Below are 18328 nucleotides of genomic sequence, written 5' to 3'. Positions count from 1 at the left end.
GGCCGCGGGTGCGGCAGGTGCCGTAGGTCAGCTCGGTGGCGAACGCGGCGTCCCGGCCGCTGATCCCCCGGTCGCGCAGCAGCGCGGGCAGCGCCAGGTTCGCGTAGGCGTCCCGCTCGCTGACCGCCCGCAGCACGCCGAACGCGGCGGCGCGACCGGGGGATCAGCGGCCGGGACGCCGCGTTCGCCACCGAGCTGACCTACGGCACCTGCCGCACCCGCGGCCTGCTCGACGCGGTCATCGGCGCCGCCGCGGGCCGCTCCCCGGACACCATCGACCCGGTGCTGCTCGACCTGTTGCGGCTCGGTGCCTACCAGCTGCTGCGCACCCGCGTCGACACCTACGCGGCGGTGTCCACGACTGTGGAACAGGCCGGGATCGAATTCGATTCGGCGCGAGCGGGTTTCGTCAACGGGGTGCTGCGGGCCATCGCCGCCCGGGACGAGAAGTCCTGGGTCGCGGAGCTGGCGCCCGACCCGTCGCGGGATCCGGTCGGGCACGCCGCCTTCGTGCACGCGCACCCGCGCTGGATCGCCCAGGCCTTCGCCGACGCGCTGGGGACGGACGCGGCCGAGCTCGACGCGGTGCTGGCCAGCGACGACGAACGGCCCGTCGTGCACCTGGCCGCCCGGCCCGGGGTGCTCACCGCGAAGGAACTGGCCGATGCGGTCTCGGGCACGGTTGGCCGGTTTTCGCCGTATGCGGTGTACCTGCCGGGCGGTGACCCCGGCCGGCTGGCGCCGGTGCGCGACGGCGCCGCCCTGGTCCAGGACGAGGGCAGCCAGTTGGTGGCGCGGGCGCTGACCCTGGCGAGCGTCGAAGACGACGCCGGCCGGTGGCTGGACCTGTGCGCCGGACCGGGCGGCAAGACGGCGCTGCTGGCCGCGCTCGGGGCCGCATCGGGTGCGCGCGTCACGGCGGTGGAACCGGCCCCGCGCCGCGCCGATCTGGTGGCCGAGAACACCCGGGGGCTGTCGGTCGACGTGCTGCGGGTCGACGGGCGGCAGAGCGGGCTCGAACCGGCCTTCGACCGAGTGCTCGTCGACGCGCCCTGCACCGGGCTGGGCGCGCTGCGGCGCCGGCCCGAGGCGCGCTGGCGGCGTCAGCCGGCCGACGTGCCGGCGCTCACCAAGCTGCAGCGCGAGCTGCTGGGCGCAGCGATCGCGCTGACCCGGCCGGGCGGGGTGGTGCTCTACGCGACCTGCTCGCCCCACCTGGCCGAAACCGTCGGGGTGGTCGCCGATGCGCTGCGCCGGCACCCGGTGAGCGCGCTGGACACGCGGCCGCTGTTCGATCCGGTCACCGGGCTGGGGGATGGGCCGCACGTGCAGCTGTGGCCGCACCGGCATGGCACCGACGCGATGTTCGCCGCGGCGCTGCGCCGCGAAGCGGGGTAGGGGCCGCACGGTGACGCGCCGCTTGCCCGCGTGAAGCCGCCGCCAAGGCTCAGTAGTGTGGCGCACATGCCTGACAACACCGGTAGGCCCCTGATCGCGCCGTCCATCCTGTCCGCCGATTTCGCGCGGCTCGCCGACGAGGCGGCCGCGGTGGTGGGCGCGGACTGGCTGCACGTCGACGTAATGGACAACCACTTCGTGCCGAACCTGACCATCGGCCTGCCGGTGGTCGAGAGCCTGCTGGCCACCACGAGCATCCCGATGGACTGCCATCTGATGATCGAAGACCCCGACCGTTGGGCACCCGGCTACGCCGAGGCCGGCGCCTACAACGTCACCTTCCACGCCGAGGCCACCGACAACCCGGTCGGGGTGGCGCGCGACATCCGCGCCGCGGGCGCCAAGGCGGGCATCAGCGTCAAGCCGGGCACCCCGCTCGAGCCGTACCTGGAGATCCTGCCCCAGTTCGACACCCTGCTGATCATGTCGGTCGAACCCGGCTTCGGCGGGCAGAGCTTCATCCCCGAGGTGCTGAGCAAGGTCCGCACCGCGCGCAAGCTGATCGACGCGGGGGAGCTGACGATCCTGGTGGAGATCGACGGCGGCATCAACGACGAGACCATCGAGCAGGCCGCCGAGGCCGGCGTCGACTGCTTCGTCGCCGGGTCGGCCGTCTACGGCGCGGAGGACCCGGAGGCCGCCGTCGAGGCGCTGCGGCGGCGGGCCGCCGCCGCGTCACCGCACCTGCGCCGATGAATCAGCCCGTGGACAGCCTCGACGCGGCCATGCGCCTGGCGATCGGGCAGTCCAATCAGGTCAAGGGCACCACCTACCCGAACCCGCCGGTGGGCGCGGTGATCCTGGACGCCGACGGCGTGGTGGTCGGCGTCGGCGGCACCGAGCCCGCGGGCGGCGACCACGCCGAGGTGCTGGCGTTGCGGCGGGCCGGCGACCTCGCGACCGGCGGGACGGCGGTGGTCACCCTCGAGCCCTGCAACCACCACGGCAGGACCCCGCCCTGCGTGGACGCCCTGTTGGACGCGAGAGTCGGTGCGGTGGTGTACGGCGTCGCCGACCCGAACCCGACCGCCGCCGGCGGCGCGGCCCGGCTGACGGAGGCGGGCGTGCGGGTGACGCCCGGCGTCCTCGCCGACGAAGTGGCCGGCGGGCCGCTGCGGGAGTGGCTGCACAAGCAGCGGACCGGCTTGCCGCACGTGACCTGGAAATACGCCGGCAGCGTCGACGGCCGCAGCGCCGCGGCCGACGGCACCAGCCAATGGATCTCCAGCGAGGCCTCGCGCCTCGACCTGCATCGCCGCCGCGCCATTGCCGACGCGATCGTGGTCGGTACCGGCACCGTGCTGGCCGACGATCCCGCGCTGACCGCCCGGTTGCCCGACGGCTCGCTGGCCGACCGGCAACCGCTGCGCGTGGTGGTGGGCATGCGCGAAATACCGCCGGAGGCAAAGGTTCTCAACGACGACTCGCGGACCATGGTGATTCGCACCCACGACCCCACCGAGGTGATCAAAGCGCTCTCGGATCGCACCGACGTCCTGCTGGAGGGCGGTCCCACCCTCGCCGGCGCGTTCCTGCGGGCGGGCGCGGTCAACCGCATCCTGGCGTACGTCGCGCCGACGCTGCTGGGTGGCCCGATCTCCGTCGTCGACGACGTCGGGGTGCCCACCATCGCGCGGGCGTTGCGCTGGCATTTCGACGGAGTGGACCGGCTCGGGCCGGATCTCGTGCTCAGCCTGGTGCCGTGGGGCGACTAGCGGCTAACGCTCGCCCAACGAAACCGCTTGCGGCTCAGCAACTTCGGGCTCCTCGGCGTGTTCCTTGCGGCCACCGATCAGCAGGCCCAGGAGCGCTCCCACGATGCAGATGACGACGGTGGCGCTGAAGATGTCGCCGTACATCATGGCGAACGCCTTGAGGTACATCGTCCCCTGAGCGGCGATGCGCTCCAGCAGGGAGGCGTTGGGCGGTATCGCCGCCGTCAACCCCGCCACGATCTGGTTGAACCGGTACAGGCCCCACGCGCTCAGCGCGGCGACACCGATCAGCATGCCCGTCATCCGGGCCACCACCACCGCGGCCGACGCGATGCCGTGCTGGGCCGAGGGAACCACGCGCAGCGCCGCGGAGGTCAGCGGCCCGATCACCAGGCCGAGGCCCACACCGGCGACCAACAGGTCGGCGTGCAAAACGGGCAGTTGAACGATCCCGAAGATGTCGTGCTTCTGGCTCAGCACGTCCTGGCGCCAGTAGTGAATCAGCCAGTACCCGTAGGCCGCGATCAGCAGGCCCACGAAGGTCATGGCGCGGTCACCCACTCGGGTGGCGATCCAGCCGCCCAGCACCGCCCCGATCGGCAGCGCGATCAGGAACCACAACAGCAGCCCGGCGGCCTGCGTCTGATCCATCTGCAGCACGCCCTGGCCGAACAGCTCCACGTCGACCAGCGTCACCATCAGCGCCGCGCCCGCGGCCAGCGAGGCGCCCAGCGCGGCCAGGAACGGGCGGAAGTGCACCCCGGCCGGCTCGATCAGCCGGGTGCGGGAGAGCCGTTCCCACAGCAAAAACAGCACCGCGACCACGACCGCCCCGATGACCAGCGGCAGGCCATAGCTCGGCAGGATCTGTTTGCCGTCGGGCTGCGGGTTGTACAGGCCGATGACGGCCAGGCCCAGGGCGACCGCGAGCAGGACGCCGCCGACCAGGTCGACCCGCTCGGGGTTCTCGACCTTTTCGTGCGACGGGAGGCTGAACTGGATCATCGCCATCGCGATCAGGGTCAGCGGGACGTTGATCCAGAACACGTAACGCCAGTCGTGGAACAAGTACACGATGAAGATCCCGTACAGCGGGCCCAGCACGCTGCCGAGTTCCTGCGCGGCGCCGATGCCGCCCAGCACGCCGGCGCGGTTGCGCTGCGCCCACAGGTCGGCGCCCAGCGCGAGGGTGACCGGCAGCAGCGCGCCGCTGGCCACACCCTGGATGGTGCGGCCGGCGATCAGCAGGTGGAAATCGCCCCAGTGCCCGGCCAGCGCGGTCACCACCGACCCCACCATGAACAGGGCGAGGCTGACCTGCAGCACCAGCTTGCGGCCGAACCGGTCGGACGCGCGGCCCAGCAGCGGCATGGCGGCGATGTACCCGAGCAGGTACATCGTGATGATCCAGGTGATGCGCTGCAGCTGGTTGATCGGGATGTGAACGTCGCTCATGATGTCGCGCATGATCGTCACGACGACATAGGCGTCCAGCGCACCGAGCAGGACCGCCAGACTGCCGGCGCTGATCGCGACGCGGCGTCCGGTCTGGGAACTCATGAACTCACCGGCGGCTTGGTGACCTGGACCTGCTCGCCCCAGTTGGACAGCGTCACCTGGATGGAGTTGCCGGAGCTCTTCTGCATGTTGGCCTGCACCAGCTGGTGGTCACCGGTCTCCTGAATCCAGACCGTGCTCGGCACCGGCTGAGTCGCGTTGAACTGCGGCATGATCTTGTTCACCGCGTCCGCCGACACGTTCCCGCTGACGCGAATGGTGTTCTGGCCGTTGATGGTCTCGCGGCCCTCGGCCTTGGCGTTGCTGAAGTTCGCCAGCGCGTTGGCCAGCCCGGTGTCCGGGTTCAGCAACACCGACACGTCGTAGATGTCGGAGGCCTTGCCGAAGTCGCTCCACTTGTTCGGCGTCAGGGTGGCATACAGGGTGCCGTCGACCACCACGAAGTTGGCGTCGATGTCGGAGCCGCCCAGGGTGATGGTGGCATTGCCCGACGCGGCGGTGGCCGGCGCCGTGGTGAGGTCACCGGTGAGCGTCTTGATGGGCAGCCCCTGGATCTTGCCCTGAATGCTCAGCACCAGGTGCACGCTCTTCACATTCTTGGTGGCGTCGGCCGACTGCTTGACCAGGGTCGTGGCGTCGGGAAGCGGGGCGCCACTCTGCTTTGAGCCCGACGAGCAGCCGGCGATCAAGGCGGTGGCGAGGGTCAGGGATGCGATGACGGCCGATATACGGCGGCGGGTCTGCATACCTTGCATCGTAGAGGGTGCCCGCGACCGGCTTTCGAGACGCGGGGGCGCAATGGCCGCCCGGCGATGGCGCTTTCGCCTGCTCACCAGCGCCGCCGCTGCGTTCGGGCGTCCGATTAACCTGATTGGCATGTTCACCGGAATTGTCGAGGAACTCGGAGAGGTGACGGGCCGCGAGGTGCTGGCCGACGCCGCGCGGCTGACCATCCGCGGGCCGGTCGTCACCTCCGACGCCGGGCACGGCGATTCGATCGCCGTCAACGGCGTCTGCCTGACCGTCGCGGAGCTGCTGCCCGACGGGCAGTTCACCGCCGACGTGATGGCCGAGAGCCTCAACCGGTCCAACCTGGGCGCCTTACAGGTGGGCAGCCCGGTGAATCTGGAGCGCGCCGCGGCGGTCAACAGCCGGCTCGGCGGGCACATCGTGCAGGGGCACGTGGACGGGACCGGCCAGGTCGTCGCCCGGACGCCGTCCGAGCACTGGGAAGTGGTGCGGATCCAGATCCCCGCGGCGGTGGCCCGCTACGTCGTCGAGAAGGGGTCGATCACCGTCGACGGCATCTCACTGACGGTCTCTGGCCTCGGCGCCGACTGGTTCGAGGTTTCGCTGATCCCTACCACCCGCGAGCTGACCACCCTGGGTCGCGCCCCGGTCGGCACGCAGGTCAACCTCGAGGTCGACGTCATCGCCAAATACGTCGAGCGATTGATGGAGCGCTAGGCCGGCCGACTCGTCAGCAGGGCTCGCCCGGGGGCGTCCAGTACGGCTCCCCGGACGGGGTGTAGCACGGCGGTGGCGCGTCGGGCGGCGGGACCGTCATCGCACCGGCCGGAAGGACCCAGTTACCCCAGCGCCCCGGGTCGGTGCAGCCGCCGACGCTCACATGCCGACCGCCGACGTCGGCGCACGCGTCGGCCGTCGCGCGTTTCGGGCAGGCGATACCCGCTCCAAGTCCGGCCGCGAATATCGAGGTCACGACCGGTACCGCCAGTCTCACTGCGATGCTCATGTCGGTCAGCGTAGATTGCTGGCCGCGAACAGGGAGTCGTTTCGTTGCAGTCGGCCTGTTGCTGGGCTGCGCCCGCGGTCCCTGTGAACAGCATCGCAATAACCGGGCCCCCGCGGTGGTTCATACTGAATGCAACACTTGGGCTCCCGGAACCCCTGAGACAGCAAGGTAACGACGATGACGAGGTTGGACTCCGTCGAGAGGGCGGTTGCCGACATTGCGGCGGGCAAGGCCGTGGTCGTCATCGACGACGAGGACCGCGAGAACGAGGGCGACCTCATCTTCGCCGCGGAAAAGGCGACGCCGGAGTTGGTGGCGTTCATGGTGCGCTACACCTCGGGGTACCTGTGCGTGCCGTTGGACGGCGCGATCTGCGACCGGCTGGGGCTGCTGCCGATGTACGCGGTGAACCAGGACAAGCACGGGACCGCCTACACCGTCACCGTGGACGCGAGAAACGGCGTGGGCACCGGGATCTCGGCCTCGGACCGGGCGACGACGATGCGCCTGCTGGCCGACCCCGCCAGCGTCGCCAACGATTTCACCCGTCCGGGTCACGTGGTTCCGTTGCGCGCCAAGGACGGCGGCGTGCTGCGCCGCCCCGGCCACACCGAGGCCGCCGTCGACCTGGCCCGGATGGCGGGCCTGCAACCGGCGGGCGCGATCTGCGAAATCGTCAGCCAGAAGGACGAGGGCTCGATGGCGCAGACCGACGAGCTGCGGGTCTTCGCCGACGAGCACGACCTCGCGCTGATCACCATCGCCGACCTGATCGAGTGGCGGCGCAAGCACGAGAAGCACATCGAGCGCATCGCCGAGGCCCGGATTCCGACCCGGCACGGCGAGTTTCGCGCGATCGGCTACGCGAGCATCTACGAGGACGTCGAACACGTCGCGCTGGTGCGCGGCGAGATCGCCGGGCCGAACGCCGACGGCGACGACGTGCTGGTCCGGGTGCACTCGGAGTGCCTGACCGGTGACGTGTTCGGTTCCCGCCGCTGCGATTGCGGGCCCCAACTGGACGCGGCGATGGCGATGGTCGCGCGGGAAGGGCGCGGCGTCGTGCTCTACATGCGCGGCCACGAGGGCCGCGGCATCGGCCTGATGCACAAGCTGCAGGCCTACCAGCTGCAGGACGCCGGCGAGGATACCGTCGACGCCAACCTCAAACTCGGGTTGCCCGCCGACGCAAGGGATTACGGAATCGGGGCGCAGATCCTGGTCGACCTCGGGGTCCGCTCGATGCGGCTGCTGACCAACAACCCGGCCAAGCGCGTCGGGCTGGACGGCTACGGGCTGCACATCATCGAGCGGGTGCCGCTGCCGGTGCGCGCCAACGCGGAGAACATTCGCTACCTGATGACCAAGCGCGACAAGATGGGCCACGACCTGGCCGGCCTGGACGATTTCCACGAATCCGTCCATTTGCCGGGCGAATTCGGCGGTGCTTTGTGAGCCCAGCGGCGGGCGTGCCGGAGTTTCCACCGCTGGACGCATCGGGTCTGCGGCTGGCCATCGTCGCGAGCACCTGGCACGCCGAGATCTGCGATGCGCTGCTGGCCGGCGCGCGCAAGGTGGCCTCCGAATCGGGCATCGACGACCCGACGGTGGTCAGGGTGATCGGCGCGATCGAAATCCCGGTGGTGTCACAGGAATTGGCCCGCAACCACGACGCCGTGGTCGCCCTGGGCGTGGTGATCCGCGGTCAGACACCACATTTCGACTATGTGTGCGACGCGGTGACGCAGGGGTTGACCCGGGTTTCGTTGGACGCGTCGACGCCGGTGGCCAACGGGGTGCTCACGACCGACACGGAGCAGCAGGCCCTGGATCGGGCCGGCCTTCCGGAATCGGCCGAGGACAAGGGCGCCCAGGCGACCGCGGCGGCCCTGCAGACCGCCCTCACGCTGCGTGACCTGCGCGCTCGGTCGTGACCGACCCCGAGCGCTGGGACGTCGAATTGCGTCCGCACCGCACGCCGATATTCGTTTACGGCGCGGCGGTCATCCTGATCGCGGTGCACATCGCGATCGGCTTTCTACTCAAAACCGGATCCACCGGGGTGGTTTTCCAGACCAGCGACCAGGTGGCGATGGCGCTGCTGGGTCTGGTGCTGGCCGGGGTGGTGTTGCTGTTCGCCCGGCCCCGGCTCCGGGTCGGGGCGGCGGGGATTTCGGTGCGCAACCTGTTGGGCGACAAGCTGATCGAATGGCCGGACGTGGCGGGCGTCTCGTTCCCGGTCGGTAATCGCTGGGCGCGCATCGACCTACCCGACGACGAATACATCCCGGTGATGGCCATCCAGGCCGTCGACAAGGCGCGCGCGGTCAGCGCCATGGACACCGTGCGGTCGTTGCTGGCGCGGTACCGGCCCGACCTGCACACCCACTGAAAGGGCTATCCGCGCGAGCGCGGATAGCCCTTCAGGTGGACGGTCAGAAGTTCTTACAGTCGGTCATCATCTGCTGGAAGATCGGCAAAGCCTGCTGCGCGCCCTGGTTGTGCTCGATGGCGTGCAGCAAGTTCACGCGCTGATCCGGCGTCGACGCCAGGTACTGCTGCAAGAACTGCTGGTTCGGCGGCGACTGGTCGAGGTACTGAGCGGCCATCGGGTTTTCCGCGTGCACCGCCCGCATCGCCTGGTCGTAGCTGCAGGTCGTGTTGATCATGGGGCCGTAATCGGGGGCAGCGGATGCGACCCCGGCCGCGGCGGTCGACGCCAATGCCAGACCGCCAACCCCGATCGCGAGCCTGGTCAACGAGCGCTTGAACATCTGTGGACTCCCTCCATCGATTGCCACCCACTGTACGTCCAGCTACCCCCTTGGTAGCCAGAACAAACCGTCCACACCGGCGCTTGGTCGTCATAACCCGAGGTCATCGGCAATTTCGCAAAAACTGGCGGATCGGTCGGCGGCCTCCCTAATTCATCGCGCGACCGCGCGAATGCGTTACAGGGCCGCCCCCGCCAGGGCCCCGGATCCGGCGCCGCGGCGCGGTGCTCCCGACGGACCGGCATGGCGCCGGCGGCTACTAGCCTGGATGGGTGCCAGATCCCGCCACGTATCGCCCCCCGCCCGGGTCCATCCCGGTCGAGCCGGGCGTCTACCGATTCCGGGACGTGCACGGGCGGGTCATCTACGTCGGTAAGGCCAAGAGCCTGCGCAGCAGGCTGACGTCCTACTTCCAGGACGTCTCCGCCCTGCATCCGCGCACCCGGCAGATGGTGACCACCGCCGCCAAGGTCGAGTGGACGGTGGTCAACACCGAAGTCGAGGCGCTGCAGCTCGAATACAACTGGATCAAGGAGTTCGATCCGCGGTTCAACGTCCGCTACCGCGACGACAAGTCCTACCCAGTGCTGGCCGTCACCCTGGGCGAAGAGTTTCCCCGACTGATGGTCTATCGCGGCCCGCGCCGCAAGGGTGTGCGCTACTTCGGGCCGTACTCGCACGCGTGGGCCATCCGGGAAACCCTGGACCTGCTGACCCGGGTGTTCCCGGCCCGCACCTGCTCGGCCGGTGTGTTCAAGCGGCACAAGCAGATCGACCGCCCGTGCCTGCTCGGCTACATCGACAAGTGTTCGGCGCCCTGCGTCGGCAGGGTCAGCGCCGAGCAGCATCGCCAAATCGTCGACGACTTCTGCGACTTCCTCTCCGGCAAGACCGACCGCTTCGCCCGCGAGCTGGAACAGCAGATGAACGCCGCGGCCGAGCGCCTCGACTTCGAGCGGGCCGCGCGGCTGCGCGACGACCTGTCCGCCCTGAAGCGCGCCATGGAGAAGCAGGCCGTGGTGCTCGGCGACGGCACCGACGCCGACGTGGTCGCCTTCGCCGACGACGAACTCGAGGCGGCGGTGCAGGTGTTCCACGTCCGCGGCGGCCGGGTGCGCGGCCAGCGCGGCTGGATCGTCGAAAAGTCCGCGGACCCAGGCGATTCCGGGGAGGAGCAGTTGGTCGAGCAATTCCTGACGCAGTTCTACGGCGAGCAGGCGGAGCTGGGTGGCTCGGCCGACGAATCCGTCAATCCGGTTCCCCGCGAGGTGCTGGTGCCCTGCCTGCCGTCCAACTCCGAGGAATTGACCAGCTGGCTGTCGGGCCTGCGCGGTTCCCGGGTCGCGCTGCGGGTGCCGCGGCGCGGCGACAAGCGGGCGCTGGCCGAAACGGTGCAACGCAACGCCAAAGAGGCGCTGCAGCAACATAAGCTGAAGCGGGCCGGTGACTTCAACGCCAGATCGGCTGCGCTGCAGAACATTCAGGAAGCCCTTGGGCTGGCCGACGCGCCGCTGCGCATCGAATGCGTCGACATCAGCCACGTGCAGGGCACCGACGTGGTGGGGTCGCTGGTGGTGTTCGAAGACGGCCTGCCGCGCAAGTCGGACTACCGTCACTTCGGCATCCGCGAAGCCGCCGGCCAGGGCCGCTCCGACGACGTCGCCTCCATCGCCGAGGTGACCCGCCGCCGGTTCGCGCGGCACCTGAGCGAACAGAACGATCCGAATATGCTGTCGCCCGAAGGGAAATCGCGCCGGTTCGCCTACCCGCCCAACCTCTACGTCGTCGACGGCGGCGCCCCACAGGTCAACGCGGCCAGCGCCGTGCTCGACGACCTCGGCATCACCGACGTCGCGGTGATCGGCCTGGCCAAGCGGCTGGAAGAGATCTGGGTGCCCTCCGAGCCCGATCCCGTCATCATGCCGCGCAACAGCGAGGGGCTCTACCTGCTACAGCGCATTCGCGACGAGGCGCACCGGTTCGCCATCACCTACCATCGCAGCAAGCGATCGAAGCGAATGACCGCCTCGGCGCTGGATTCGGTGCCAGGATTAGGGGAACATCGCCGCAAGGCGCTGGTGACCCATTTCGGATCCATAGCCCGCCTCAAGGAGGCCACCGTCGACCAGATCACGGCCGTTCCCGGAATCGGAGTGGCCACCGCCACCGCCGTCCTGGAGGCGTTGCGCCCGAGCGGCCCGGAGCAGCCGAATGACGGGTGACGTGGCGGAGGGCAACCCGGCCCAGGCCCGCCCGGAGGGTGGGGCCGGCATCGACGTCGTCCTGGTGACCGGGTTGTCGGGCGCCGGGCGGGGTACTGCGGCCAAGGTGCTCGAGGACCTGGGCTGGTACGTCGCCGACAACCTGCCGCCCCAGCTGATCACGCGGATGGTGGATCTCGGCATGGACGCGGGGTCGCGCATCACCCGCCTGGCGGTGGTGATGGACGTGCGCTCGCGCGGCTTCACCGGCGATCTCGATTCGGTGCGCACCGAGCTGGCCACCCGCAACATCGCGCCGCGGGTGGTGTTCATGGAGGCGTCCGACGACATGCTGGTGCGCCGCTACGAGCAGAACCGCCGCAGCCACCCGCTGCAGGGCGAGGCGACCCTGGCCGAGGGCATCGCCGCCGAGCGCCGGATGCTGGCCCCGGTGCGCGCGACGGCCGACCTCATCATCGACACCTCGACGCTGTCGGTGCGGGGACTGCGGGAGAGCATCGAGCGCGCGTTCGGCGGCGACGCCAGCACGTCGATCAGCATCACCCTCGAATCGTTCGGCTTCAAGTACGGCCTGCCGATGGACGCCGACATGGTGATGGACGTGCGGTTCCTGCCCAACCCGCACTGGGTCGACGAGCTGCGTCCCCTCACCGGACAGGACCCGGCGGTCAGCGAATACGTGCTGAGCCAGCCCGGCGCCGCGGACTTTCTCGACGCCTACCACCGGTTGCTCTCGCTGGTGGTCGACGGCTACCGCCGGGAGGGCAAGCGCTACATGACGGTTGCGATCGGGTGCACCGGGGGTAAGCACCGCAGCGTGGCGATCGCCGAGGCGCTGATGCGGCAGTTGAAGGCCCAGACGGCCGATGCCCAATTGTCGGTGCGGGTGCTGCACCGGGATTTGGGTCGCGAATGAGCGCGCCGACGGATCCCTCGACCAACAACAGCATCGTCGCGCTGGGCGGCGGCCACGGCCTGTACGCCACGCTGTCGGCGGCGCGCCGGCTGACTCCGCACGTCACCGCCGTGGTGACCGTCGCCGACGACGGCGGTTCCTCCGGGCGGCTGCGCAGCGAATTGGACGTCGTGCCCCCGGGAGATCTGCGAATGGCGTTGGCGGCCTTGGCATCCGACAGCCCGCACGGGCGGTTGTGGGCGACCATCCTGCAGCATCGCTTCGGCGGCAACGGGGCGTTGGCCGGCCACCCGATCGGCAACCTGATGCTCGCCGGGCTCTCGGAGGTACTCGCCGACCCGGTGGCCGCCCTCGACGAGCTGGGCCGCATCCTGGGCGTCAAGGGCCGGGTGCTGCCGATGTGCCCGATCGCGCTGCAGATCGAGGCCGACGTGTCCGGCCTGGAGTCAGATCCACGGATGTTCCGCCTTATTCGCGGCCAGGTGGCGATCGCCAGCACGCCGGGCAAGGTGCGCCGGGTGCGGCTGCTGCCGCCCGATCCGCCGGCGACCCGGCAGGCCGTCGACGCGATCATGGCCGCCGACCTCGTGGTGCTCGGTCCGGGCTCCTGGTTCACCAGCGTGATCCCGCACGTGCTGGTGCCGGGGTTGGCGGCGGCGCTGCGGGCCACCACCGCGCGGCGTGCGCTGGTGCTCAATCTGGTGGCCGAGCCGGGGGAGACGGCCGGGTTTTCCGTCGAGCGTCATCTGCACGTGTTGGCCCAGCACGCCCCGGGGTTCACCGTGCACGACATCATCATCGACGCCGAGCGGGTGCCCAGTGAGCGGGAGCGGGAACAGCTGCGCCGCACGGCGACGCTGCTTTCGGCCGAGGTCCACTTCGTCGACGTGGCCCGACCTGGTACACCTTTACATGATCCAGGCAAGCTTGCGGCGGCCCTGGACGGGGTCCGGGCGGCCCGCAACGGCCCGGGAGCGCCTCCGGTCACGGCCACCGCGGACATTCGGGTCGACAGTGCAAGCCCACAGACCGGTGCAAGAGGACCGGCCGGCAGCGGACCAAGGGGTGACGACGCGTGGCGATGACGACCGAAGTCAAGGACGAGCTCAGCCGCCTGGTCGTGAAGTCGGTCAGCGCGCGGCGCGCCGAAGTCACGTCGCTGCTGAGGTTCGCCGGCGGGTTGCACATCGTCGGCGGTCGGGTGGTCGTGGAGGCCGAGGTGGACCTCGGCAATGTCGCGCGGCGGCTGCGCAAGGACATCTTCGAGCTCTACGGCTACAACGCCGTTGTGCATGTGTTGTCGGCCAGCGGGATTCGCAAGACCACCCGTTACGTGCTGCGGGTGGCCAACGACGGTGAAGCGCTGGCGCGCCAGACCGGCCTGCTCGACAACCGCGGCCGGCCGGTGCGCGGCCTGCCCGCCCAGGTCGTGGGCGGCAGCATCGCCGACGCCGAGGCCGCCTGGCGCGGAGCCTTTCTGGCGCACGGGTCGCTCACCGAGCCGGGACGGTCGTCGGCCCTGGAGGTCAGCTGCCCCGGGCCGGAGGCCGCGCTGGCGTTGGTGGGTGCGGCGCGCCGGCTCGGCGTCAGCGCCAAGGCCCGCGAAGTGCGCGGCGCCGACCGGGTGGTGGTGCGCGACGGCGAGGCCATCGGCGCCCTGCTGACCCGGATGGGCGCGCAGGACACCCGGCTCATCTGGGAGGAGCGCCGGATGCGCCGCGAGGTGCGGGCGACGGCCAATCGGCTCGCCAACTTCGACGACGCCAACCTGCGCCGCTCGGCGCGGGCCGCGGTGGCCGCGGCCGCCCGGGTGGAACGCGCGCTGGAGATCCTCGGCGACACCGTTCCCGACCATTTGGCCTCCGCCGGCAAGCTGCGCGTCGAGCACCGGCAGGCCTCGCTGGAGGAGCTCGGGCGGCTCGCCGACCCGCCGATGACGAAAGATGCTGTGGCGGGCCGCATTCGCCGGTTGCTGTCGATGGCCGACCGCAAGGCCAAGATCGAGGGCATCCCGGACACCGAATCGGCGGTCACACCGGATCTGCTGGAAGACGCTTAGCCTCGTCGCGCATTGCGGACGCGTCGTACCGCGCCTGGCAAAACCCGGGCGCTCAGCAACTCTCGCCTGGCCCGGTTTGCCGGGCGTTCCATAGCGCTGCGCGCAGAGTCGCCCCGGTCCTCGTCCATGTCACGCGGTTACGAATTCTATGAATTACATGAATTCTTTGAATTGAATATGGATAACGCGAAATGGCGGTGGCTTCACCCTGGAAGTGCTCCGGGGAATCAATGGTCTTTTTGCCACCAAACCGTCCGCCGTCCCCCGAAAGCTCGTCTCGGGACGCTATTTTTCGAGTAGGGATTCATAGCACCCACATAACTTCTTTGAAGACTGTATGAGTTCCGACGTATCGCTTGCAGCCGATCGGTGCTCCAGTCGGCGTAAGCAGAGCGCATGTAACCCAGGCCAAGACGTCTCGCGCCCGGTCATCGCGAGCTCGGGCGGCCGATCCTTTCCGTGGGACGTCTTGGCCAAGGCCTCATTCGTCGCAATCGCAATTTATGTGCCCATGAGATTTTTATTCACCGGAAGCGGCCCAGCGACGCAATTGCCGTATTTTCATCCACTGTTCACCCCTTCGCCTTTTCGGACTCGCGCCAGGTAGAGCGGTTTATGGCTGGTTTTCTCTTCGGCGCCGACGGCGCGCGGCCCGCGCCGGGCAGTCCCCCGGCGGCACCGACCCCCGCTGTGCTCGGCGAAACGCCTTCTGGTCGCGGCTGGCTAGTGTCCTGTCTGCAGGAGAGATGCCCGTCGGCTAGCAAACTCGGATCCCCGGCTTTGTCGGCGGCACGTAGGGGCTCGATGTCGTTTGCGTTCGGCTGGTCGGCGCACGAAGCGCAGGGGCCGTGCTGGGGACATGGCTGGAGGCGGAGGAAGGCATGGATTTCGGGTTGTTACCGCCGGAGATCAACTCCGGCAGGATCTACTCAGGGCCGGGGCCGGCGCCGTTGCTCGCGGCTGCGGCCGGCTGGAACGGCTTGGCGGCCGAATTGCATTCGGCGTCGGCGTCTTACGGTGCTGCGATCGCGGAGCTGAGAAGCGTCTGGCATGGACCCTCGTCCTCAGCGATGGCGACCGCGGCGGCGCCCTACATCGCATGGCTGGACGGCACGGCCGGGCAGGCCGAGCAGACCGCCGCCCAGGCAACGGCGGCGGCGGCCGCCTATGAAGCCGTTTTCGCGGCCACGGTCCCGCCGCCGGTGATCGCGGCCAATCGAGCGTTGCTTGCGTCGCTGATCGCGACGAACGTGTTGGGGCAGAACACGGCGGCCATCGCGGCCACCGAGGCCGACTACGCCGAAATGTGGGCGCAGGACGCCGCCGCGATGTACACCTACGCCGCCGCGTCGGCGGTGGCGACCCGGCTGACCCCGTTCACGGCGCCGCCCACGACCACCGACGGCAGTGGCGAGGCCGACCAGTCGGCGGCGGTGGCCTCCGCGCTCCAGTCCTCGACCGCTTCCCGGCTGGAATCCACACTCTCGGAATCGGTTTCGCAGGCTCCGGCCGGCCTGCAGACCCTCGCGGCGAACGCGACTGCGGCGCCGACGGCGGCGGCCGGTTTGCCACTGGGGTTGAAGGACATCACCGGGATCCTGAAGACATTCAACAGCGTCATGGGCACGATCTCGGGGCCATACACCCCGCTGGGGGTGGCGAACCTGGCGAAGAACTGGTACCAGATCGCCCTCAGCATCCCGAGCGTGGGGACGGGCATCCAGGGCATCGGCCCCCTGTTGCACCCCAAGGCGCTCACCGGGGTGTTGGCACCGCTGCTGCGCAGCGACCTGTTGAGCGGCGCGACCGCGCTGTCGAGCGCGGGCACGGTTTCGGCCGCAACTGGGCAGGCCGGACTGGTCGGGTCGTTGTCGGTGCCGGCGAATTGGGCTTCTGCCGTTCCCGCTATCCGAACGGTGGCCGCGGAGCTGCCGGAGACGACGGTGCAAGCCGCTCCCGCGATGGCCGTGAATGGCCAACAAGGCATGTTCGGTCCGACGGCGCTGTCCAGCCTGGCCGGACGCGCCGTCGGCGCGAGTGCCACCCGCGCGGTCGCCGGGTCGACCCTTCGAGTGCCAGGTGCCGTGGCCATCGACGACCTCGCGACCACGTCCACGGTCATCGTGATCCCGCCGAACGCCAAATAGGAAAGGTGCGGCAATGGTTTTCAGCGATTTCGCAACGCTTCCACCGGAGGTGATCTCCACCCAGATCTACGCGGGCCCGGGCGCGGGGCCGATGCTCGCCGCCGCCGCGGCCTGGGAGACGCTGGCCGCCGAGTTGCACTCCACCGCGGCCGCTTACGGCACGGTGATTTCGGACCTGGTCGGCCAGTCGTGGCAGGGTCCGTCGTCGGAGTCGATGGCCGCGGCGGCAGCACCGTATCTGGCCTGGATGTCGACCACCGCGGGTCAAGCCGAGCAGACCGCCACGCAGGCCCGGGCCGCGGCCGCGGCGTACGAGGCCGCCCTGGCGGCCACCGTGCCGCCGCCGCTCGTCGCGGAGAACCGCATCCAGTTGGCCGCGCTGTTGGAGACGAATGTCCTGGGCCAAAACGACGCCGCGATCGCGGCGACCGAAGACGAGTACGCCCAGATGTGGGCCCAAGATGTCGCCGCCATGTTCAGTTACGCCGGCGCGTCGGAGTCGGCCGGTGAGTTGACCCCCTTCGAGGAGGCGCCGGCAACCACCAACGATGCCGGTGCGGTGGCCCAGGCCGCCGCGGCGGCCGCGGCAGAGCCGACGTCGTTGTCGGCCTGGCTGAAACAGATAGAGGACTTCCTCACCTCACTCACCAGCCAATACACCCAGTTCTGGCAGCAGTTGATCGGGGGAGTCACGGGTAGCCCGGACGTGGCGCCGTTGTGGGAAGCGTTGTATTCCAGCATTTCCCAGATCGGCACCCAGGCGACGTGGACCAACGTCACCAATGCCAGCATCAGCCTGGGCGTCTCGCAGTGGAAGAACTTCTTCATCTACGCACCGTGGAGCGCCGCGATGGCGAAGACCTCGCTGGGCGCGGGCCTGGCGTCGCCGGGGCACGCCGCCGCCGGCATCGCGGCCAAGCCCGTGTCGGCCGTATTGGGAACCGCGCCGACGGTGGGCAAGCTTTCGGTTCCACCCGGCTGGGCGACCGCCGCCCCGGCAATCCGGCTGGCCTCGCTCCCGGGCACCAGCGTGGCCGCGGCCGCGGCGACGGATTTCTCGGGCCTGGTCAACGAGGCGACGTTGGGCAGCTTGGCGGGTGGCGCCCTTGGCACTCCGGCGGCGCGCGCGGTCACCTCAACCGGCATCCAGCAGGCCCGCGTCGGCACCGGTGAGCGGCGCACCGCGCCGGTCAAGCTCGACCGCATCATCGCCCAACTGCAGGAGATGCCCGACCAGGTCCAGCACTGGAACGTCGACGAGGCCGGCCTCGATGACCTGGTCGCCAGGCTCAGAACGACACCGGGCGTCCACGCCGTGCACGTGACGGACGGCGAGGAGGCCGCCGTCGGAGCGCCCGAATCAAAAGTGTTGTAGCACTGGGGATTTAGCCGTCAATCGAAGGAGGACGCATGAAACTGCTGTTGGCGCTTCTCGGTGTGTCGCTGGGCATCGCCGCCGCGGCGCCTGCGCACGCCGTGCCCGGAGAGGACGAGGCGGCCGTCGACGACAACAACGAAGCCTTCATCGCCGACCTCCATGCGCTGGGCATCAGCTTTGCCGACCCGGGCCAAGCCGTGAACGCCGGCAAGGCGGTATGCGGCCTGCTCGCGCGCGGCGTGTCCGGTCTGCAACTCCTCAACGACCTCCGGGACAACAACCCCGGCCTGACCACCAACGGCGCCGCGCAGTTCGCGACGGTGTCGGCGAAGTCGTATTGCCCGCGACAACTCGATGCTTCCGCCAAAGGCTGAACCCATCGGGA

Annotated in this window: 17 protein-coding genes and 2 pseudogenes; 14 read left to right on the top strand and 5 right to left on the bottom strand. The window is 69.7% G+C overall.

Features of this window, described 5'->3' with window-relative positions; genetic code table 11:
* Positions 1-136 (bottom strand): annotated as a pseudogene (locus tag A5680_RS25690) (rRNA cytosine-C5-methyltransferase); the annotation flags it as partial.
* 20 nt (positions 137-156) lie between these two features.
* Here A5680_RS25690 and A5680_RS11100 point away from each other — a divergent pair.
* The 3 genes and pseudogenes from A5680_RS11100 to ribD all read left to right on the top strand — a co-directional run.
* Positions 157-1398 (top strand): annotated as a pseudogene (locus A5680_RS11100) (RsmB/NOP family class I SAM-dependent RNA methyltransferase); the annotation flags it as partial.
* A 66-nt stretch (positions 1399-1464) separates the two neighbouring features.
* The gene (rpe, locus tag A5680_RS11095; RefSeq protein WP_067819169.1) at positions 1465-2154 is read left to right on the top strand and encodes a ribulose-phosphate 3-epimerase; all 690 of its coding nucleotides are present in this window, start codon (positions 1465-1467) and stop codon (positions 2152-2154) included.
* Positions 2151-3173: a bifunctional diaminohydroxyphosphoribosylaminopyrimidine deaminase/5-amino-6-(5-phosphoribosylamino)uracil reductase RibD gene (gene ribD, locus A5680_RS11090; RefSeq protein WP_067819160.1), complete on the top strand. Its 1023-nt coding sequence runs from the start codon at positions 2151-2153 to the stop codon at positions 3171-3173. Before rpe ends, ribD begins: the two co-directional genes overlap by 4 nt.
* A 3-nt stretch (positions 3174-3176) precedes the next feature.
* On the opposite strand, the gene A5680_RS11085 is transcribed toward ribD, so the two are convergent.
* Together A5680_RS11085 and A5680_RS11080 are read right to left on the bottom strand one after the other, a co-directional pair.
* Positions 3177-4733: an MFS transporter gene (locus tag A5680_RS11085; protein ID WP_067819158.1), complete on the bottom strand. Its 1557-nt coding sequence runs from the start codon at positions 4731-4733 to the stop codon at positions 3177-3179.
* A complete protein-coding gene (locus tag A5680_RS11080) occupies positions 4730-5437 on the bottom strand; it encodes an LppX_LprAFG lipoprotein (RefSeq protein WP_055403743.1) in 708 nt (235 codons plus the stop codon). The genes A5680_RS11085 and A5680_RS11080 overlap by 4 nt, the downstream gene beginning before the upstream one ends.
* Before the next feature lie 130 nt (positions 5438-5567).
* On the opposite strand from A5680_RS11080, the gene A5680_RS11075 reads away from it, so the two are divergent.
* Positions 5568-6158 carry a riboflavin synthase gene (locus A5680_RS11075; protein ID WP_067819166.1) on the top strand — a complete coding sequence of 197 codons (591 nt, stop codon included), beginning with the start codon at positions 5568-5570 and terminating at the stop codon, positions 6156-6158.
* A 13-nt stretch (positions 6159-6171) separates the two neighbouring features.
* Here A5680_RS11075 and A5680_RS25165 read toward each other — a convergent pair whose 3' ends face one another.
* Positions 6172-6447, bottom strand: a complete 276-nt coding sequence (locus tag A5680_RS25165) for a hypothetical protein (RefSeq protein WP_231977609.1) — start codon at positions 6445-6447, stop codon at positions 6172-6174.
* Between the two features lie 177 nt (positions 6448-6624).
* Here A5680_RS25165 and A5680_RS11070 point away from each other — a divergent pair, with 177 nt between their 5' ends.
* Genes A5680_RS11070 through A5680_RS11060 form a run of 3 tightly spaced genes read left to right on the top strand, consistent with a single transcriptional unit; the run spans position 6625 to position 8839 of the window.
* A complete protein-coding gene (locus A5680_RS11070) occupies positions 6625-7902 on the top strand; it encodes a bifunctional 3,4-dihydroxy-2-butanone-4-phosphate synthase/GTP cyclohydrolase II (RefSeq protein ID WP_055403744.1) in 1278 nt (425 codons plus the stop codon).
* Positions 7899-8381, top strand: coding sequence for a 6,7-dimethyl-8-ribityllumazine synthase (ribH, locus tag A5680_RS11065; RefSeq protein WP_055403745.1), 483 nt, complete (start codon positions 7899-7901; stop codon positions 8379-8381). Before A5680_RS11070 ends, ribH begins: the two co-directional genes overlap by 4 nt.
* Positions 8378-8839 carry a PH domain-containing protein gene (locus tag A5680_RS11060; protein ID WP_067819155.1) on the top strand — a complete coding sequence of 154 codons (462 nt, stop codon included), beginning with the start codon at positions 8378-8380 and terminating at the stop codon, positions 8837-8839. Before ribH ends, A5680_RS11060 begins: the two co-directional genes overlap by 4 nt.
* Before the next feature lie 43 nt (positions 8840-8882).
* Here A5680_RS11060 and A5680_RS11055 read toward each other — a convergent pair whose 3' ends face one another.
* Positions 8883-9221, bottom strand: a complete 339-nt coding sequence (locus A5680_RS11055; protein WP_055403747.1) for a hemophore-related protein — start codon at positions 9219-9221, stop codon at positions 8883-8885.
* A 272-nt stretch (positions 9222-9493) separates the two neighbouring features.
* Between A5680_RS11055 and uvrC the strand changes: the two genes are divergently transcribed.
* The 7 genes from uvrC to A5680_RS11020 all read left to right on the top strand — a co-directional run bounded on the left by uvrC (position 9494) and on the right by A5680_RS11020 (position 18317).
* A complete protein-coding gene (gene uvrC, locus A5680_RS11050; protein WP_055403748.1) occupies positions 9494-11443 on the top strand; it encodes an excinuclease ABC subunit UvrC in 1950 nt (649 codons plus the stop codon).
* Complete coding sequence (gene rapZ / locus A5680_RS11045) at positions 11433-12359, top strand: RNase adapter RapZ (protein ID WP_055403749.1); 927 nt, start codon at positions 11433-11435, stop codon at positions 12357-12359. The genes uvrC and rapZ overlap by 11 nt, the downstream gene beginning before the upstream one ends.
* Positions 12356-13444 carry a uridine diphosphate-N-acetylglucosamine-binding protein YvcK gene (gene yvcK / locus A5680_RS11040; RefSeq protein WP_055403750.1) on the top strand — a complete coding sequence of 363 codons (1089 nt, stop codon included), beginning with the start codon at positions 12356-12358 and terminating at the stop codon, positions 13442-13444. The genes rapZ and yvcK overlap by 4 nt, the downstream gene beginning before the upstream one ends.
* Complete coding sequence (whiA, locus tag A5680_RS11035) at positions 13441-14418, top strand: DNA-binding protein WhiA (RefSeq protein WP_102419857.1); 978 nt, start codon at positions 13441-13443, stop codon at positions 14416-14418. Before yvcK ends, whiA begins: the two co-directional genes overlap by 4 nt.
* An 881-nt stretch (positions 14419-15299) precedes the next feature.
* Entirely contained in the window at positions 15300-16565 is a 1266-nt protein-coding gene (locus A5680_RS11030; RefSeq protein ID WP_067819163.1) for a PPE family protein, read from the top strand.
* Positions 16566-16578: 13 nt separating this feature from the next.
* Positions 16579-17940 (top strand): PPE family protein, encoded by a 1362-nt coding sequence (locus tag A5680_RS11025; protein WP_067819152.1) that lies wholly within the window; start codon positions 16579-16581, stop codon positions 17938-17940.
* A 35-nt stretch (positions 17941-17975) separates the two neighbouring features.
* On the top strand, positions 17976-18317 hold the full coding sequence (locus A5680_RS11020; protein WP_055405653.1) for a DUF732 domain-containing protein: 342 nt from the start codon (positions 17976-17978) through the stop codon (positions 18315-18317).
* Positions 18318-18328 lie beyond the last annotated feature (11 nt).

This window comes from Mycobacterium sp. E2989, from assembly GCF_001667595.1.
GTDB lineage: Bacteria > Actinomycetota > Actinomycetes > Mycobacteriales > Mycobacteriaceae > Mycobacterium.
Note: the sequence above shows the minus strand (reverse complement) of the source record. Positions and strands in the feature narration are given on the sequence as shown.

What these genes read in the sequence shown, in the direction of transcription:
- rpe (WP_067819169.1), top strand. Translation starts at nt 1,465, where the DNA reads ATGCCTGACAACACCGGTAGGCCCCTGATCGCGCCGTCCATCCTGTCC.
- ribD (WP_067819160.1), top strand. Translation starts at nt 2,151, where the DNA reads ATGAATCAGCCCGTGGACAGCCTCGACGCGGCCATGCGCCTGGCGATC.
- A5680_RS11085 (WP_067819158.1), bottom strand. Translation starts at nt 4,733, where the DNA reads ATGAGTTCCCAGACCGGACGCCGCGTCGCGATCAGCGCCGGCAGTCTG.
- A5680_RS11080 (WP_055403743.1), bottom strand. Translation starts at nt 5,437, where the DNA reads ATGCAGACCCGCCGCCGTATATCGGCCGTCATCGCATCCCTGACCCTC.
- A5680_RS11075 (WP_067819166.1), top strand. Translation starts at nt 5,568, where the DNA reads ATGTTCACCGGAATTGTCGAGGAACTCGGAGAGGTGACGGGCCGCGAG.
- A5680_RS25165 (WP_231977609.1), bottom strand. Translation starts at nt 6,447, where the DNA reads ATGAGCATCGCAGTGAGACTGGCGGTACCGGTCGTGACCTCGATATTC.
- A5680_RS11070 (WP_055403744.1), top strand. Translation starts at nt 6,625, where the DNA reads ATGACGAGGTTGGACTCCGTCGAGAGGGCGGTTGCCGACATTGCGGCG.
- A5680_RS11055 (WP_055403747.1), bottom strand. Translation starts at nt 9,221, where the DNA reads ATGTTCAAGCGCTCGTTGACCAGGCTCGCGATCGGGGTTGGCGGTCTG.
- rapZ (WP_055403749.1), top strand. Translation starts at nt 11,433, where the DNA reads ATGACGGGTGACGTGGCGGAGGGCAACCCGGCCCAGGCCCGCCCGGAG.
- yvcK (WP_055403750.1), top strand. Translation starts at nt 12,356, where the DNA reads ATGAGCGCGCCGACGGATCCCTCGACCAACAACAGCATCGTCGCGCTG.
- whiA (WP_102419857.1), top strand. Translation starts at nt 13,441, where the DNA reads ATGACGACCGAAGTCAAGGACGAGCTCAGCCGCCTGGTCGTGAAGTCG.
- A5680_RS11030 (WP_067819163.1), top strand. Translation starts at nt 15,300, where the DNA reads ATGGATTTCGGGTTGTTACCGCCGGAGATCAACTCCGGCAGGATCTAC.
- A5680_RS11025 (WP_067819152.1), top strand. Translation starts at nt 16,579, where the DNA reads ATGGTTTTCAGCGATTTCGCAACGCTTCCACCGGAGGTGATCTCCACC.
- A5680_RS11020 (WP_055405653.1), top strand. Translation starts at nt 17,976, where the DNA reads ATGAAACTGCTGTTGGCGCTTCTCGGTGTGTCGCTGGGCATCGCCGCC.